Origin of the sequence: Serratia sp. PAMC26656 (genome assembly GCF_016469055.2) — a bacterium.
Classification (GTDB): Bacteria; Pseudomonadota; Gammaproteobacteria; order Enterobacterales; family Enterobacteriaceae; genus Serratia; species Serratia plymuthica.
In genome coordinates this window covers 5,413,150-5,429,280 of sequence record NZ_CP150486.1, presented here as the reverse complement: position 1 = coordinate 5,429,280, position 16,131 = coordinate 5,413,150, and the positions used below count along the sequence as shown (strand labels likewise).

Annotated in this window: 10 protein-coding genes; 5 read left to right on the top strand and 5 right to left on the bottom strand. The window is 55.8% G+C overall.

What is annotated here, in order from left to right; genetic code table 11:
* The first annotated feature begins 69 nt into the window (after positions 1-69).
* The 3 genes from JEM67_RS26400 to JEM67_RS26390 all read left to right on the top strand — a co-directional run bounded on the left by JEM67_RS26400 (position 70) and on the right by JEM67_RS26390 (position 7,679).
* On the top strand, positions 70-3,168 hold the full coding sequence (locus JEM67_RS26400; protein ID WP_426406342.1) for an autotransporter outer membrane beta-barrel domain-containing protein: 3,099 nt from the start codon (positions 70-72) through the stop codon (positions 3,166-3,168).
* Between the two features lie 69 nt (positions 3,169-3,237).
* Entirely contained in the window at positions 3,238-6,339 is a 3,102-nt protein-coding gene (locus tag JEM67_RS26395; protein ID WP_426406341.1) for an autotransporter outer membrane beta-barrel domain-containing protein, read from the top strand.
* Positions 6,340-6,827: 488 nt separating this feature from the next.
* A complete protein-coding gene (locus JEM67_RS26390) occupies positions 6,828-7,679 on the top strand; it encodes a helix-turn-helix domain-containing protein (protein WP_013814950.1) in 852 nt (283 codons plus the stop codon).
* On the opposite strand, the gene JEM67_RS26385 is transcribed toward JEM67_RS26390, so the two are convergent.
* From JEM67_RS26385 to JEM67_RS26375, 3 genes are all read right to left on the bottom strand, one after another.
* Positions 7,669-9,453: an ATP-binding response regulator gene (locus tag JEM67_RS26385; RefSeq protein WP_199638722.1), complete on the bottom strand. Its 1,785-nt coding sequence runs from the start codon at positions 9,451-9,453 to the stop codon at positions 7,669-7,671. The genes JEM67_RS26390 and JEM67_RS26385 overlap by 11 nt on opposite strands.
* Positions 9,450-9,944, bottom strand: coding sequence for a molybdopterin-dependent oxidoreductase (locus tag JEM67_RS26380; RefSeq protein ID WP_199638720.1), 495 nt, complete (start codon positions 9,942-9,944; stop codon positions 9,450-9,452). Before JEM67_RS26380 ends, JEM67_RS26385 begins: the two co-directional genes overlap by 4 nt.
* 161 nt (positions 9,945-10,105) lie before the next feature.
* Positions 10,106-10,753, bottom strand: coding sequence for a hypothetical protein (locus JEM67_RS26375; RefSeq protein WP_199638718.1), 648 nt, complete (start codon positions 10,751-10,753; stop codon positions 10,106-10,108).
* A gap of 91 nt (positions 10,754-10,844) precedes the next feature.
* Between JEM67_RS26375 and JEM67_RS26370 the strand changes: the two genes are divergently transcribed.
* Both JEM67_RS26370 and JEM67_RS26365 read left to right on the top strand, forming a co-directional pair.
* Positions 10,845-11,642: a helix-turn-helix transcriptional regulator gene (locus JEM67_RS26370; RefSeq protein ID WP_199638716.1), complete on the top strand. Its 798-nt coding sequence runs from the start codon at positions 10,845-10,847 to the stop codon at positions 11,640-11,642.
* Between the two features lie 78 nt (positions 11,643-11,720).
* Entirely contained in the window at positions 11,721-12,293 is a 573-nt protein-coding gene (locus JEM67_RS26365) for a DinB family protein (RefSeq protein ID WP_199638714.1), read from the top strand.
* Between the two features lie 78 nt (positions 12,294-12,371).
* Here the strand turns inward: JEM67_RS26365 and JEM67_RS26360 are convergent, their stop codons facing one another.
* Both JEM67_RS26360 and JEM67_RS26355 read right to left on the bottom strand, forming a co-directional pair.
* A complete protein-coding gene (locus JEM67_RS26360; RefSeq protein ID WP_199638736.1) occupies positions 12,372-14,024 on the bottom strand; it encodes a ShlB/FhaC/HecB family hemolysin secretion/activation protein in 1,653 nt (550 codons plus the stop codon).
* A 53-nt stretch (positions 14,025-14,077) separates the two neighbouring features.
* On the bottom strand, positions 14,078-15,484 hold the full coding sequence (locus JEM67_RS26355; RefSeq protein WP_199638712.1) for a filamentous hemagglutinin N-terminal domain-containing protein: 1,407 nt from the start codon (positions 15,482-15,484) through the stop codon (positions 14,078-14,080).
* Positions 15,485-16,131: the final 647 nt, after the last annotated feature.

The following is a 16,131-nucleotide window of genomic DNA, read 5'->3' as shown; positions in this document are numbered from 1 at the left end:
TGGTGTTACGAAACTGTTACACAAAAAAACCAATAAAACATTTGCAAACAACAATGGATGGTATCTGGGATGGAAAATAAACGTAGAGGACTCAAGCCTGCTCGGACAGCCTTTGGCTGGCCTGAAATTGGCGTGAATCGCGCGCAATGGAGCGCAGTGCTTTTATGTCTGGCGGCGATTGGCGGAGCGCAGGCCGCACCCTATGTCGAGAGCGGCAGGCAGGGCGATCCGGCCAGTTGGCGCAGTAATGAATTCAACGCTGAATGGGGGCTGGGTGCGATCCATGCCGAGCAGGCCTACGCCGCCGGTTATACCGGAAAAGGCGTTAAGCTCGGTATTTTCGATCAGCCGGTGTATGCCCAACATCCGGAGTTTGCCAGCCCGGGTAAGGTGATCAACCTGGTCACGACCGGCATCCGCGAGTACACCGATCCTTACATCCCGGTGAAGAAAGGCGACGCATTCCGTTATGACGGTACGCCGAGCGTGGATTCAGACGGCACGCTTGGCTCACATGGCACCCACGTGGGCGGTATCGCCGCCGGTAATCGCGATGGTGGCGAGATGCACGGTGTGGCGTTCAATGCGCAAATCATCAGCGCGGAAAACGGCGACCCGGGGCCGGAAGACGGCATTATTCTCGGCAACGACGGCGCGGTGTACCAAGCCGGTTGGGATGCGTTGATCGCCAGCGGTGCGCGCATCATCAATAACAGCTGGGGTATCGGCATCACCGAGAAGTTCGATGAGGGCGGCAAGGATCCGGCTTACCCCCACTTCACTCTCGCCGACGCGCAGAAACAGTTCGATCAAATCAAACAGATACTGGGCACCAAAGCCGGTGGTGCCTATCAGGGCGCTATCGATGCGGCGCGCAGCGGCATCGTCACCATTTTTGCCGCCGGTAATGACTACAACCTGAATAACCCGGATGCGATGGCCGGGCTGGCCTATTTCGTGCCGGAGATTGCCCCCAACTGGCTTTCCGTCGCCAGTTTGCAGGATCCGACCAACACCGGCGACTACAGCATCAGCACCTTCTCATCACGCTGCGGTTACACCGCCAGCTTCTGCGTTGCCGCGCCGGGCAGCAAGGTTTACAGCTCGATCATTGAAGGCAACAGCCTGGAGAATCTGACCACGGGTTACGCCAAATACAGCGGCACCTCGATGGCGGCTCCGCACGTGGCCGGCAGCATTGCGGTGCTGATGGAGCGCTTCCCGTACATGACCGGCGCGCAGGTCGCTTCGGTACTGAAGACCACCACCGTCGATATGGGCGCACCGGGTATCGATGCGCTGTTTGGTTGGGGGATGATCGATCTGGGTAAAGCGATCCACGGCCCGGGCATGTTTGTCACCGAGCAGGATATTCCAGAGGAGTTCCGCGTCAGCGGCGCCTATGGCCCGGAGCAGTTTGTGGTGAATTTGCCGGGCATCGGCGCGGTACTGGACAAGGGCAAACCGACTGAGCGGGTATGCGACGATGTTCACTGCGGGCTGGACGTCTGGAGCAATGCTATCTCCGGCCACGGCGGCCTGACCAAAGAGGGAGCGGGCGCGCTGGTGCTGACCGGGGCTAATACTTACGCCGGCCCGACGCTGGTTAATCATGGCGTGTTGGCGATCAACGGTTCGGTCACCTCGGCGGTGACAGTGCAGAACGCCGGTATTCTGGGCGGTTCCGGCAGCGTCGGTTCGCTGACCGCCCGCCGTGGCGGCACCGTGGCGCCGGGCAACTCGATCGGCACGCTCAATGTGGCCAACAACGTCAGCTTCGAGTCGGGTTCGCGCTATGCGGTGGAAGTGGCGCCGAACGGCCAGAGCGATCGGATCCACAGCGGCGGATCGGCGACGATCACCGGTGGCGAGGTGGCGGTCTCGCTGGAGAACAGCCCTAATTTGTTATCGCAAAGCGAAGTGCGCAGCCTGCTCGGCCAGCAGTACAACATCCTGACGGCGGATCAGGGCGTCAGCGGGCAGTTTGACGCGGTGGCACCGAATTATCTGTTCCTGGGCACCGGGCTGAGCTATCAGCCTCATCAGGTGACGCTGAATGTGGGGCGCAACGACACCCGTTTCGCCAGCGTGGCGCAAACGCAGAACGAACGTGCGGTCGCAGCGGCGGCGGATGCGCTGGTGGCGGGCAACCCGGTGTACGAGAGCATCCTCAACGCCGATTCGGCGGGGGAAGCGCGACAGGCGTTCCGTCAGTTGTCCGGGCAGATCCACGCGGATATCGCGTCGGCGCAGGTCAACGACAGCCGCTACCTGCGTGAGGCGCTCAACGGCCGCCTGCGGCAGGCGGAAGGGCTGGCGACCTCACCGGACATCAAGTCCGATGAAGGCGGTGCCTGGGCGCAGCTGCTGGGGGCCTGGGATCATGCATCGGGCGATGCCAACGCCACGGGTTATCAGGCATCCACCTACGGGGTGCTGCTGGGGCTGGACTCGGCGCTGGCGGATGAATGGCGCTTAGGGGTCGCGACCGGCTATACCCGCACCTCACTGGACGGTGGCTACGGCTCGAACGCCGACAGCGACAACTATCACCTGGCGGTGTACGGCGGTAAACAGTTCGGTGAGCTGGCGCTGCGCGCGGGTGGTGCCTACACCTGGCACCGTATCGATACCACGCGCTCGGTCAATTACGGCGCGCAGTCGGATCGCGAAACCGCGAAGTACAGCGCGCGCACCGAGCAGGTGTTCGCCGAAGCGGGTTACAGCGTGAAGGCCGGCTGGGTGAATCTGGAGCCGTTCGCCAACCTGGCGTACATCAACTTCCAGAACAACGGCATCTCTGAAGACGGCGGAGCGGCGGCGCTGCGTGGTGACAAGCAGCACACCGACGCCACCGTCTCGACGCTGGGGCTGCGGGCCGATACCGAGTGGCAGGCGAGCAAAACGACGGCGGTCGCGCTGCGCAGCGAACTGGGCTGGCAGCATCAGTACGGCGATCTGGATCGCGGCACCGGGCTGCGGTTCAACGGCGGCAGTTCGCCGTTCGTGGTGAACAGCGTGTCGGCATCGCGTGACGGTGCGGTGCTGAAGGCCAGTGCGGAAGTGGCGGTGAACAAAAACGCCACGCTGTCGCTGGGCTACGGCGGCCTGCTGTCGCAAAACCATCAGGACAACAGCGTCAACGCCGGTTTTACCTGGCATTTCTGATCTTAAAAAAACCAACGGAACAGCCGCCCCGCCTGGGGCGGTTTTACGCAAAACAAAAAGGATAAGGGAATGAAGCAATCTGCAGGAAACAATAAACCGGCATTGGCGCCAACCTGGAAACTGAACGCCTTGCTGTGCGCAATGCTGGCGGCGGGAGGGGCGCAGGCGGCCCCGCATGAGGTGGGCGGCAACCTCGGGGATCCGGCCAGCTGGCGCAGCGATGAATTCAATGCCAACTGGGGGTTGGGCGCGATCCATGCCGATGAGGCCTATGCGGCGGGCTATACCGGCAAAGGGCAAAAAGTGGGGATCTTCGATACCCCGGTGAACAAGCATCCTGAATTTACCGGCGACGGCAAGCTGACCAACGTGGTGACCGAAGGCTATCGCGCCTATACCGATCCGCATCGGCCGGGAATTAATGCCGGCGATCGTTTTTACTTCGACGGGACTTTCCATTTTTACAGCGGATCGCAAGGCATGTTGAGTAATCACGGTGTCCATGTGGCGGGTATCACCGCTGCCAATCGCGACGGTACCGGCATGCACGGCGTTGCCTTTGATTCGCAGATCGTCAGCGTGGACAACGATAATGATGGCCCGGCTTACGGCGAGTTCCTCGGGCTGGACGGCAGCGTGACCAACGCAGGTTGGCAGGCGATGATCAACAACGGCGTACGGGTGATCAACAACAGTTGGGGCGTCAGTATCCCCGATTTTCTCTCGGACAATGGCAAAAACCCCGATGCCCTGCATTTTGAGTTAAAAGACGCGCAAGAACAGTTTGATCAGGTTAAACCCCTGCTTGGCAGCCTGGCCGGTGCGGGGTATCAGGGGGCGATCGACGCCGCCCGTAAAAACATTCTGGTGCTGTTTGCCGCCGGTAACGACGGGAACTACAACCAACCGGATGTGATCAGCGGCCTGGCTTATTTTGTGCCGGATATTGCGCCTAACTGGCTTTCGGTTGCCAGCGTCGCGCAAGATGCCGCTTCCACCAACAGCGTGCCTTATACCCTCAGCAGTTTCTCTTCGCGCTGCGGTTATACCGCCAGTTTCTGCGTCTCGTCGCCGGGCAGTAAAATTTACAGCACCGTGGCTAACGGTTCAGATCCGAATCAATTGGTCTCGGACTACGGCAATAAAAACGGTACCTCAATGGCGACGCCGCACGTGACCGGCGCGGTCGCTGTATTGCTGCAGCGTTTCCCGTATATGACGTCGGCGCAAATTGCCGACGTGCTGAAAACCACCGCCACGGATATGGGCGCGCCGGGTATCGATGCGCTGTATGGCTGGGGGATGATCAACCTGGGCAAAGCGATTAATGGGCCGGGGATGTTCTATACCGTTGAAGATATCCCGCAGGAGTTCCGTATTCCCGATCCGGCGGGCGTGGCTTACGGTTCAACGCAGTTTGTCGCCAATATTCCCGGTCTGGGGGCGGAGGTCGATCAAGGCACGTTGCATGCGCGCATTTGTGATGACTTCCACTGCGGTTGGGAAGTGTACTCAAATAACATTTCCGGCCACGGCGGCCTGACCAAAGAGGGGGCGGGCGCGCTGGTGCTGACCGGGGCTAATACTTACGCCGGCCCGACGCTGGTTAATCATGGCGTGTTGGCAATCAACGGTTCGGTCACCTCGGCGGTGACGGTGCAGAACGCCGGTATTCTGGGCGGTTCCGGCAGCGTCGGTTCGCTGACCGCCCGCCGTGGCGGCACCGTGGCGCCGGGCAACTCGATCGGCACGCTCAATGTGGCCAACAACGTCAGCTTCGAGTCGGGTTCGCGCTATGCGGTGGAAGTGGCGCCGAACGGCCAGAGCGATCGGATCCACAGCGGCGGATCGGCGACGATCACCGGTGGCGAGGTGGCGGTCTCGCTGGAGAACAGCCCTAATTTGTTATCGCAAAGCGAAGTGCGCAGCCTGCTCGGCCAGCAGTACAACATCCTGACGGCGGATCAGGGCGTCAGCGGGCAGTTTGACGCGGTGGCACCGAATTATCTGTTCCTGGGCACCGGGCTGAGCTATCAGCCTCATCAGGTGACGCTGAATGTGGGGCGCAACGACACCCGTTTCGCCAGCGTGGCGCAAACGCAGAACGAACGTGCGGTCGCAGCGGCGGCGGATGCGCTGGTGGCGGGCAACCCGGTGTACGAGAGCATCCTCAACGCCGGTTCGGCGGAGGAAGCGCGGCAGGCGTTCCGTCAGTTGTCCGGGCAGATCCACGCGGATATCGCGTCGGCACAGGTCAACGACAGCCGCTACCTGCGTGAGGCGCTCAACGGCCGCCTGCGGCAGGCGGAAGGGCTGGGGACCTCACTGGACATCAAGGCTGACGACGAAGGCGGTGCCTGGGCGCAGCTGCTGGGGGCCTGGGACCATGCGTCGGGGGATGCCAACGCCACGGGTTATCAGGCATCCACCTACGGGGTGCTGCTGGGGCTGGACTCGGCATTGGCGGATGAATGGCGGTTAGGGGTCGCGACTGGTTACACGCGCACCTCGCTGGACGGCGGCTACGGCTCGAATGCCGACAGCGACAACTACCACCTGGCGGTGTACGGCGGTAAACAGTTCGGTGAGCTGGCGCTGCGCGCGGGCGGTGCCTACACCTGGCACCGTATCGATACCATGCGCTCGGTCAATTACGGCGCGCAGTCGGATCGCGAAACCGCGAAGTACAGCGCGCGCACCGAGCAGGTGTTCGCCGAAGCGGGTTACAGCGTGAAGGCCGGCTGGGTGAATCTGGAGCCGTTCGCCAACCTGGCGTACATCAACTTCCAGAACAACGGCATCTCTGAAGACGGCGGAGCGGCGGCGCTGCGTGGTGATAAGCAGCACACCGATGCCACCGTCTCGACGCTGGGGCTGCGGGCCGATACCGAGTGGCAGGTGAGCAAAACGACGGCGGTCGCGCTGCGCAGCGAACTGGGCTGGCAGCATCAGTACGGCGATCTGGATCGCGGCACCGGGTTGCGCTTCAACGGCGGCAGTTCGCCATTTGTGGTGAACAGCGTGTCGGCATCGCGTGACGGTGCAGTGCTGAAGGCCAGTGCGGAAGTGGCGGTGAACAAAAACGCCACGCTGTCGCTGGGTTATGGCGGCCTGTTGTCGCAAAACCATCAGGACAATAGCGTCAACGCCGGTTTTACCTGGCGTTTTTAACGCTTCTTGCCTGAAAGACACGGGGCCAGCTTGCTGGCCCCGTTTTTATTGTGGGCAACTAACGGGGGCAGGTAACAGTGACGACAAGGGTAGCTACCCGTATGATGCCTCGCCCGGTTTGGCGAAAAAACGGCAATAAAAAACCGGGACCCTTGCGGATCCCGGCTCAAAAGTGGGTAAAACAGATTAGCGCTACGGCTCAAATCCCGGTTTGCTTACAGGCTGAGTGAATGCATACATCCTTCAGCAGCGGCAATCGGAACTAATTTTCCCTGGTGTTATTATGGTTATTATCAAAAGTGGTTCTAGTATTATTTTTTATAGTGTATTGCTGTATGTGTCTTTTGATACCATGTTTGACCATAGAACATGGTATGTCAAGCAACGTTTTTAAATTAAGATTGCATGGTATGCAATGTTTTGAGCGTGCTTCTTCATAATTCATAATTAAAACAACTAATAAATAAGCATAAAAATCGAAGGGAAAAATGGATAACAATCACCACAAATTCGATTCGTTGTCGATTGCAAACCGGGTCAGGGAACTGTTGTTGCATTACGGCATTGGCAAGCGGCAGCATGCAAAAGAGCTTAGCCGCATTCTGGACCTGAGTTTTTCGCATGCGCATCGAAAACTGAAAGGGCAAAGCCCCTGGACGCTGGAACAGATCAACAGCGTGGCCGCTGCATTGGGGGAAACACCGGCGGCTATCGCGGACATGGGCGCGGAACAGGAGGCAGCGGCGCAAACTATGGCGCAGGATGCCATCTTTTTTGTGGCAGGTGCGGAAATTCCCTGTGTCGGTCATATCGGCGATGAGCTGCCGGCAGGGCGACAGGCGGAGTTCGTGGCGCTGAAGCCGGACCAACAATGGCAGATTTACCGGGCGGACGATGCGCCGTTGGGCAAACGCTTCTGGGTTGAATTGATCGAGATCCGCCCGAGCCATACCGATGATGAGCGTTTGAGCATTGCGGTGCTGGATGATTCGCACCAGGCGGCGGATGAGCTGGCGAAATACCTCGATGGCTGCGGCTTCACGGCGGTGGCCTTCTACGACGTCAGCAGTTTTTGCCAGGCGCTGCAACAAAGCCTGTTCGACGGTTATGTGGTCGACTGGTTGATCGGCGAGGAAACGGCGGATAAATGCATTGAAACCATTCGCAGCTCCGACAACCCGGATGCGCCGGTGCTGGTACTAACCGGCCAGTTGGGCACCGATCTGCGCGAGTCGGAAATCGCTAAAGCGATGCGTGACTATGACGTGCTCGGCCCCTATGAAAAACCGGTGCGGCTTCACGTCATCGAAGCCGCTTTGTTGCGGTGCTTTAATCTTTAGCGGTGAACAGCGAAGCCAACGCGGTGGACAGCGCGTCTAACCGTACCGGCTTCATTAAATAGTTATCGAACAGCGCCCGCTGTTCGGCAGACAGTTGTTCCGGGGTGTAGGCGCTGATGCCGATAATTGGCACCTGTCGGTTGGGGCCGCGGCGGCTGCGCAGCTGTTTGGCCAGCGCGGCGCCATCGATGCCGGGCATTTGCAGGTCCAGCAGCAGCGCGTCGTAAGGGCGCCGGAACAGCTTTTGCAGCGCCCGTTCAGGCGAGTTACACAGCTCGTGCCGGTAACCCAGCTTGTCCAACAGCGCCGCAAAGGCGTCACTCACCGACTTGTTGTCATCCACCACCAGAATATGCTGCTGTTTCTGCACCTGGCCGGGGTGCTGCGCCGGTATTGCACCTGGTTCTTCTTCATCGCCGATCTCGACAGGGATGCTGACGATAAAGGTGCTGCCTTTTTTGATTTCGCTGTAGACGGTAATGGTGCCGTTGAGCAGCGTCACCAGCCCGTGCACAATCGCCAACCCCATGCCGACGCCGCCATACTGACGGGTGTGCGACTGATCAAGCTGGGTAAAGGGCCTGAATATCTGGTCGAGCATCTCTTTTTCGATGCCGATACCGGTGTCGGTGACTTCGATAATCAACGCGCTGCCGGTAGGTTGCCGCCGCAGGCAACTGTGCAGCGTGATGGTGCCGTTTTCGGTGTATTTGTAGGCGTTGGTCAGCAGATTGACGATAATCTGCCTGATACGCAGCGGATCGGAATATATTTGCTGGTGGCCGCACTCAACCTCGCACAGTAGCGTAACCCGATCTTTCTGGCTCAGCGTGGTGATTTCATTTGCCGTTTCATCGATCAACCGTTGGGCGTCGAACGGTACTATGCGCAATTCCATCATACCGCTGTCCAGATGGGCATAATCGGTCAGGTCCTTCATCTGGCTTTCAACCTGCTGCGCGGCAGTTTCCAGCCGCTGGAAGGTATCCGCATGTTCGGCCGACACCTTAGTATTCACCAACACGTCAATGGCGGACATGATGCTTTGCAACGAGGTACGCAACTCGTGGCCGATGGCCCCGAGAAAGGCATTTTTGGTGCGGGTGGCTTTCTCCGCCTCAATCGCTTTGGCCTGTTGCCGGATGGTCAGGCGCTGCTGGCGCAACACAATCAGGGTGATGGCAATCAGGGCGATCACCGAGAACATCACGATCACCAGACCATAAAAAATGATATGCCGCTTTTCGATATAGTCTTCATAGGCGACGGTACGCTGCTTCACTTCGGCGTGATCGGTCAGGTTGGCCATCTCAATCGAGTAAGGCTTGATTTGCTTCATGGCCTGCGAAATGCGGGTGAAGTCAATCGCCGGGCTGTTCAGCAACGTATCAATTTGATCCATTTGCCGGCGCATTTGGGTGACCACTTCAGGGTAACCCGGTTCGGCATACAGCGGTTGCGTGGATTCGGATACCGTTTCCAGCACGTAAAAGCGGGAATAAAGGATTTCAAATTTAAGCCTGAGATCTTCGCTATCCACCCGAGGCGCGTTTTTCTGTTGTTCGACCAGGGTGTCAAATTCGGCCAGCTTGATGGAGAATTTAGCGATCGACCAGGAGTAATTTTCCTGCGTGCCGGCAATGGCATACAGACCTTTCTTTGACAAGGTGGCGCTGTAGTAATACAGCGTTACCGTGGAGGCAACCAAAAAAAGCGCGGCAAAAATCGCTGGAATTGCCAACCTGCTGCCGCTTTTAAATCCTTTAAGCTTCATTTAATTACAATCCTGTCCACTTGCCAGATAAAGCGCGAGTTGTAGAGCGGGGAATTTAACTCAGGCCCTGCAGCATCCCTTGGATAAACCAAAAACAGCGGTCCGAAGTTTCTAATCTTCAGCATTTCGCCGTCCATCTTGTAGGCCAAAATTATATGGTAATTCTCGACGTCGGACAGCGGCACGTCGATGTAATAATCGTTCAGCGCATGAAACGTCAGCGTACTGCCTTTGGCCCCCACGCGAGCCAAAATATCCGCCACGGCCACCCCTTCGAACTTTCTTTGCGGCGTCCAGGAGGTTGAGGTGGTGATGCTGTGCACCGGCATCGTCAACAGTTGCTTATCGGTAAACAGATAACTTTTTTTTGCCGGTTCGGTGGTGTTTTCGATATTGCCTGTCACTTCCAGAGTGAAACTTAGCGCGCTGGATTGAACGATGACCAGCGCAAAAAATGCCCACGCGGCGTTTTTAAAAAAAGTGAACAGCATCGGTGCTCTCCAGAAGTAACGGAAGTCTGCATAAGGCCTGCTAATTTAACAGGCAAAATCATGGCAGAAAATACGGGGTTGTGCCGGAGAGAAGGGTAAATGAAGTGAAATTAAGCAGGCCGGAGCATGACCCCGGTCTGATAGAGGAACGGGGGCCGGGTTTAGTCGGCAGAGGTGGCCTGGAGAATATTCAATGCGGCCGACAGGCTAACCGGGGCGCTGGACAGGGGAACCCGGTCGGTTGCCATCGTGGCCAAGGCTCCCTCCATCCACGGGTGCATCAGCACCACTTCGGTGGCTCCTTGTTGGCTGGCCTGTTCCGCAGCCAGTGCCGTAAGCAGCAGGGCCGCTTGGGTATTACCGCGCTGCAGCTGCAAGCCACAGTCAGGGACAACCTGGACTTCAACCCTTTGGGCGGCGCGCTTACCTGCTTCTTCAAACAGGCGTTGCGTATACAACGCCGAGGTTTCTGTGGCGCACAGGGCTATGATCGAATCACTCGCCTGCAGCGCCCTTTGCGCCAGAGCGTAGTCCGCTCTGAGTATCGGGACTGGCGAGGTTGCGGCGAGCGCTCTGGCGGCGCCGGAGAGCGTTGAACAGGTCAGCACCACCACATCGGCAGTTTGGCTGAGTGTTTCAAGTGCGGCGCAGACCTGTTGTTCCAGATCTGGCGCTCCCGCTTCCGCTGCGGCACGCAGATCGGCGCGAACGGCGTGCACCAGTGAATCTGCAGGCAAGCCGAGCCGGGACGCGGCCTGAGTAAATATTGCAATATTGGTTTCAAAGGTATGCAGTAACGCGATGCGCATGTGGGGGGCTCCATGAGGTTTTGACGGTTGCCTGCAAACTAGCGTACTTTCTGACGGACAATGTCCAAATTTCATGATGAATAGTACGAATATGCACAAGCATGACCGGCTGGCCGCCTTTCTCAGGGCCTTTGATCTGAAAGCCAGGGTGCTTTCCGGCCCGACAGACCATGCCAACCTCTACGTCGCTGCGTGTGTGGCGGGAGAAGGGGCATCACATATCCGTTTTAACGTCGCAGGCGGGCCACCGCCGGAAGGTGAGTTTGCGGTCATCGTCAGTGCCGACGTCGATTTTTCCGGCGAGCTGAACCCGCTGGTCGGCACCTTGCCCGACAGAATGGATTTCTTGCTGGCGGATACACCGGCGCTGCAGGGCGTGGCCGATTTGTTTATTGGCGAAGCGCAATCTCCCCGTTGTGGAACGGTGTCGGTGCAGGACCGGTTGTGCGAAGTCATCATTGTGTTGGTCATCCGGCGCGCTATTGCCGCCGGTGCGGTGAAAGCCGGCATGTTGGCCGGGTTGGCCCATCCCGCCCTTCACCGCAGCCTGGTCGCCATGCATGACGAGCCGGCCTGCAAATGGTCGGTTGAAAGGCTGGCGCAGATCGCCGGCATGTCGCGCAGCCATTTTATCGAACGATTCGGGACGATTGTGGGGGAAACGCCGGGCGCCTATCTCACGGCATGGCGTTTAACGTTGGGCAGAAAAGCGCTGATGTCGGGGCGAAGCGTCAAGCAGGTGGCCTATCAGGTTGGATTTGGCAGTGTGGAGGCGTTTTCGCGGGCATTTTCCGCCAAATATGGCGTGCCCCCGAGCTCAGTGAAAAAGGTATGGGCTGTCAGTGATGAAATAAAAAAGCCAGGTGCTGATGTAACCTGGTTTTTTTGATGCACAATCTGGAGACTGGCGCAGGGTAATCGACACTTTTTTTTAAAACGTTAAATGTTGAAATCAGGAGTTCACAGCATGTCAGTGGTTACGAATAACTCGCTTCTCAGTGAAATGGCCGTTCAGACTGCGCCGACGGCCTCGGCCCTCAACACGTTGAAAATGCTGGTGCGTTACAAAGCCTGGGCGGATGCATTGACGTTCAGCAACGTCAGGTCTCTGCCGGAGGGCGAAGCCCTGAAACCGCGCCCGACGCGGTTTGGCAATATGGTGCATACGTTAAACCATACCTACGTGGTGGACGATATCTTCAGACACCATCTGCAGGGGAAAAAGCACGGCTATACCGCGCGCAATACCGAGCATACGCCGGCGTTTGAGGATTTGTGGCAGGCGGTGCAGGAAATGGACCGCTGGTATATCGATCTGGTGGATAGCTGGTCAAACGAGGATCTGGTAAAGGCCGTCCATTTCGAGTTTGTTGGGGGCGGAGAAGGCGTGATGACGCGAGAGGAAATCGTGCTGCACCTCGTGAATCACGCCACCTATCACCGGGGCTTTGTCGGCGACATGATGTACCAGGTGCCCTTTACGCCGCCGTCAAACGACCTGCCGGTGTTTATCAGGGATCATTTCAACCCGGCCCGTTAAGCTGGCCCCGGTTTTTTGACATCTCCGAATAGATATAAAAAGGTCAGGGTGTTGAAGCGCCTGACCTTATCTCTATCATTAATATCGCCATACCAGTGAAAAACCGATATTCATGGAGCTGGTAGCGAAACCCTGGGGTTTATAGAGGGGCGTGCCGATAAAGGTATCGAGGCTGGTATTCCATTTTTCAGTTCTTATGCCCGCAATACCGCCTGCCAGCTTATGCCCAACAGCGTTCTCGCTCTGCATAACATAGCCATAATCGATGCCAACATAGGGCTGTAGCGGAACTGAACTTAAGTTCCAGGTCATCGTATTTTGCCAGTAGATGCCTTTGTTGCCGAACAAGTTAAGTTCGCCATCAAATCCCCTCACGGTATTGCGGCTTCCAATACCTAACTTGTCCTGTATAGGCAAGTCATAGTTGGCGAGTTGCAGCATTAATCCGCCCCTATAATCCATGGAAAGGTTGGATAGCATGAAGGGATTAAATACGCTGGCTTCGGCTTTAATAATGTGGCTGCTTAAGTTATAGGCGCCATCGAGATGATCGGCCTGGAACCATCGCATATTTTTCAAAAGATCCAGCGATAACGCAACCCTTGCATCATCGATATAGTGCAGGTGTTTGGCGCCGATTTTTATATTGGTTAAGCGTTTACGCTGAAGGTCTATTTCCGTGTCATTAATAAAATAATGATAATCCCGTTCCAATAACTGCGCGTTGAGCGTGGTTTTGTACCGAGCGCCGCGTGATACCGTTCGGCCAATTTGCAGGCTGAGGCTTTCTGCTTTGCCTTTATATTGGTAGTCAACAGCATAGCCGGGAATACCCTGATGGTAGTTGCTCTTACCCGCAAACAGGTCTAATGACCAGAAGCCATAGGGAAGCGAGTAGGATATTGCGCGTGAACTGTTGCCACGGGTATCAGAACGTTCAATATTCTGTGAGCGCGATACGTAGAGGGTATCGTTAAGCGATGTCAGATTATTGAGGAAAAGCGCGGCACCACCCTGATAGCGGCCCGTGGCTTTGGTGCCCGAGTTATCGACCCAGGACGCTAACTGCCAGTATTTATCTTGTTTGCGCAGCACTTCAATTTTACTTTCTCCCGGTGTTTGGCTGGGCATAATGCGGATATCGGACTGGGTGCCGGGGAGGGTGTTGATGTTTTCCAACCCCTGTTCAACGTTGCGGATATTGAGTATGTCACCGGCCTTCAGCGGAAAAACACTGGCCAGATTGAAATGCCCGCTACTGTCGTCACTCAGCCTGATGCTGCTGACACGGCCATAAATCAGAGAAAGGGTGAGAGTCTCTTCTTTGGCTTGGTAGGTTGTCACCGCCGCACGTGAGGTGATCAGCCCTTCGCCAATCAACTGATTTTGTATGGCCTTCTGCAGGTTGCTTATTCCCGTTGCGCCCAGACACTGGTGTTCGGCGCTCTTGGCCAGTCGTTTAATGGCGGGGATTGGGCGTATTTCACCACTTTCAATATGCACCTTACGGATCTTCAGGCAGGGGGTTTCCTGCGGATAGAAGAGCGGCTCTTGGCGCGTGTCGCTCGGTTGGGTGAATACGGTATGGGCTCCAGGCTGCAGCTTATTCTGGATATTCCGCTCTTTATTTTCCTGGCTGACACTCTGTTGTTCCAATGTGGATAACAGATTATCGGCATGGGCAACCCCTGTAAGCAGGAGGCTCAGCAGCAATGGGATGTTTTTTTTCATAATAAATTCTGGCATCGGAGGAAAAACCTCCGCCAAGCGGCGGAGGAATAATGTTACCAGCGTGGGTACCACCAGGATGACCACCATGGGTTTTGTTGTTGTGGTGGGGAGACAACAACAGGCTTATTGATATCTCTGCCGTTGTTGAATACGGAACCCTGGGTTGACACCATTTTTCCGCTATTGCTGAAGGATGTTCCTGTCCGGGTAATGTTATTATATGCGCTGATATTTCCAGTATTATAAAAAGAGGTGCCTGATGACGTGATTCCCCCTTGAGTGGATGTCAGGCTACCGCGATTGGAAAAAGACGTTCCCGTCTGAACGATGTTGCCGCGTGCGGAAATATTGCCGTCATTAGAGAATGAGGTGCTGCTCAACGCCATTTCACCCTGATGAGAGGTGATATCTCCACCTGCTTTGTTAGTCAGAGAGGTGGAGTTAATGGTTAATTTATTATTGGAGCTAATGTTTCTCTCATTTTGAAGCGAGGTGGTATTGATATACGCTACATCGTTGGCTTTTATGTCACCGCTATTGTTCAGCGCTGTGGTTTGTATCACTGCATTGGCACCTGAGGTAATCTTTCCCTGGTTTACAACGCTCGTTGCCGACAGTCTCAAATTGTCACCATCAGTCATGAGTTCACCTTTGTTTCTCAGGCTGATTTGCGGGTTGTTATTGACGCCAACGCCGTTTTCATTGGCGATCAGGTTAATTTTACCCGCGTACATGCCGCCGAGTTGTGAGACATCAACCAACACTTCGGGTGATTTTTCTTTATTTTCCAGGTTGGTGTAGCGCGTCAGATCTGCGGTGACGGTTTTCTTGCCTGCCAGCACCAGCAGACTCTTGGCTTGTACGGCGGCGTTGATATTCTCAGCGCGGGCAATCACTGCGGTGTAGTCCACATCACCTTTCTGCAACCCTTTGCCTTCGAAGGCAATCGTGCCGCCGGTAACGTTGTAGCCGGTGAACTGTTTATCTTTGAATTGCAGCTCGCCGGTGGTCAGTACCCCAGTACCGGTATTGATAAATCCGCAGCCGTTACAGGTAATACCGGAGCGGTTGGCGACGATAACGTCCGCCTTCTGGCCGGCGACTTCGATCATCCCATTCAGCAACGTTTTGTCGCTGGAATTGATTTCATTAAGGATCACCTTCGCGGCGCCTGCGCTCAGGTTGGGGTTGGCATTGATGGCACCGGCCAGTTGGCTTTGCGCGCCGCCCTGCGCATTGTTCAATACGGCGCCCTGGCTACCCACGTCAAATTGGCTGTATTGGTTATGAGATACACCATCCTGACCGGGTTGATTGATATTTACCACCGGCACATTATTGGCGGTGACATTAACGTTGCCGCCAACCGGCTGAATGGAAGCGTCAGCGAAGGCCGTACCGCCGCTGAGGCACAGCATAACCATTGCCGAAAGGCAGGATAATTTCCTTGGGAAATCCATTTTATGACTCCATTATAGTATAAGGTTTAATAATGCTGATTAAGTAAATCGCCCGAGACCAGGTGCGTGCCTATGCATTAATACCGGTGAAATAATGAAGTCCTTGGTAATACTGTGGCTTACACCTTTTCTCGGACTGGGACAAGTCAGCCTTTGTAAATTATCATTCCGGTTTTTTTTAATAAACATTATAACTCCACTCTGTCTTTAATTATGACATTGTGCTGATTTTATAGTTTTCTCTATCCTTTTTTACTTTTATTTTAATTTAGTGACTAATGAATTATTTGTTTGTCTTGTTTTATAGAGGTTTTAAGTATTCATATATATAGTGGTTTTTTATCTATGGGGAATACAAATTGCAAGATTAGGCGTTTTCTTTAGCGGGTACGGGATTTTGCAAGGCTGGCCAGGCTCTCTGGGTTGGCAGGTGTCATTGTTTTGTCATTTACTGGAAAGGCTCGTCAGTGATAAGGGGTGTATGAGATAAGTATGCTCGTGACTGTGTGATGATGAACTTTTCTCCTGGCTGAGGTTTTTCCGTCTTATCTGCAGCTTGGAGGTTGTCTGGCGATCTTGGCTTTTTCAGCCAGAAAGCCACCTGACTGCGGGAGTGGCTTAGGTTCGGCGAGTGACACTGCTGAGCT

What these genes read in the sequence shown, in the direction of transcription:
- JEM67_RS26360 (WP_199638736.1), bottom strand. Translation starts at nt 14,024, where the DNA reads ATGAAAAAAAACATCCCATTGCTGCTGAGCCTCCTGCTTACAGGGGTT.
- JEM67_RS26370 (WP_199638716.1), top strand. Translation starts at nt 10,845, where the DNA reads ATGCACAAGCATGACCGGCTGGCCGCCTTTCTCAGGGCCTTTGATCTG.
- JEM67_RS26395 (WP_426406341.1), top strand. Translation starts at nt 3,238, where the DNA reads ATGAAGCAATCTGCAGGAAACAATAAACCGGCATTGGCGCCAACCTGG.
- JEM67_RS26385 (WP_199638722.1), bottom strand. Translation starts at nt 9,453, where the DNA reads ATGAAGCTTAAAGGATTTAAAAGCGGCAGCAGGTTGGCAATTCCAGCG.
- JEM67_RS26390 (WP_013814950.1), top strand. Translation starts at nt 6,828, where the DNA reads ATGGATAACAATCACCACAAATTCGATTCGTTGTCGATTGCAAACCGG.
- JEM67_RS26400 (WP_426406342.1), top strand. Translation starts at nt 70, where the DNA reads ATGGAAAATAAACGTAGAGGACTCAAGCCTGCTCGGACAGCCTTTGGC.
- JEM67_RS26375 (WP_199638718.1), bottom strand. Translation starts at nt 10,753, where the DNA reads ATGCGCATCGCGTTACTGCATACCTTTGAAACCAATATTGCAATATTT.
- JEM67_RS26380 (WP_199638720.1), bottom strand. Translation starts at nt 9,944, where the DNA reads ATGCTGTTCACTTTTTTTAAAAACGCCGCGTGGGCATTTTTTGCGCTG.
- JEM67_RS26355 (WP_199638712.1), bottom strand. Translation starts at nt 15,484, where the DNA reads ATGGATTTCCCAAGGAAATTATCCTGCCTTTCGGCAATGGTTATGCTG.
- JEM67_RS26365 (WP_199638714.1), top strand. Translation starts at nt 11,721, where the DNA reads ATGTCAGTGGTTACGAATAACTCGCTTCTCAGTGAAATGGCCGTTCAG.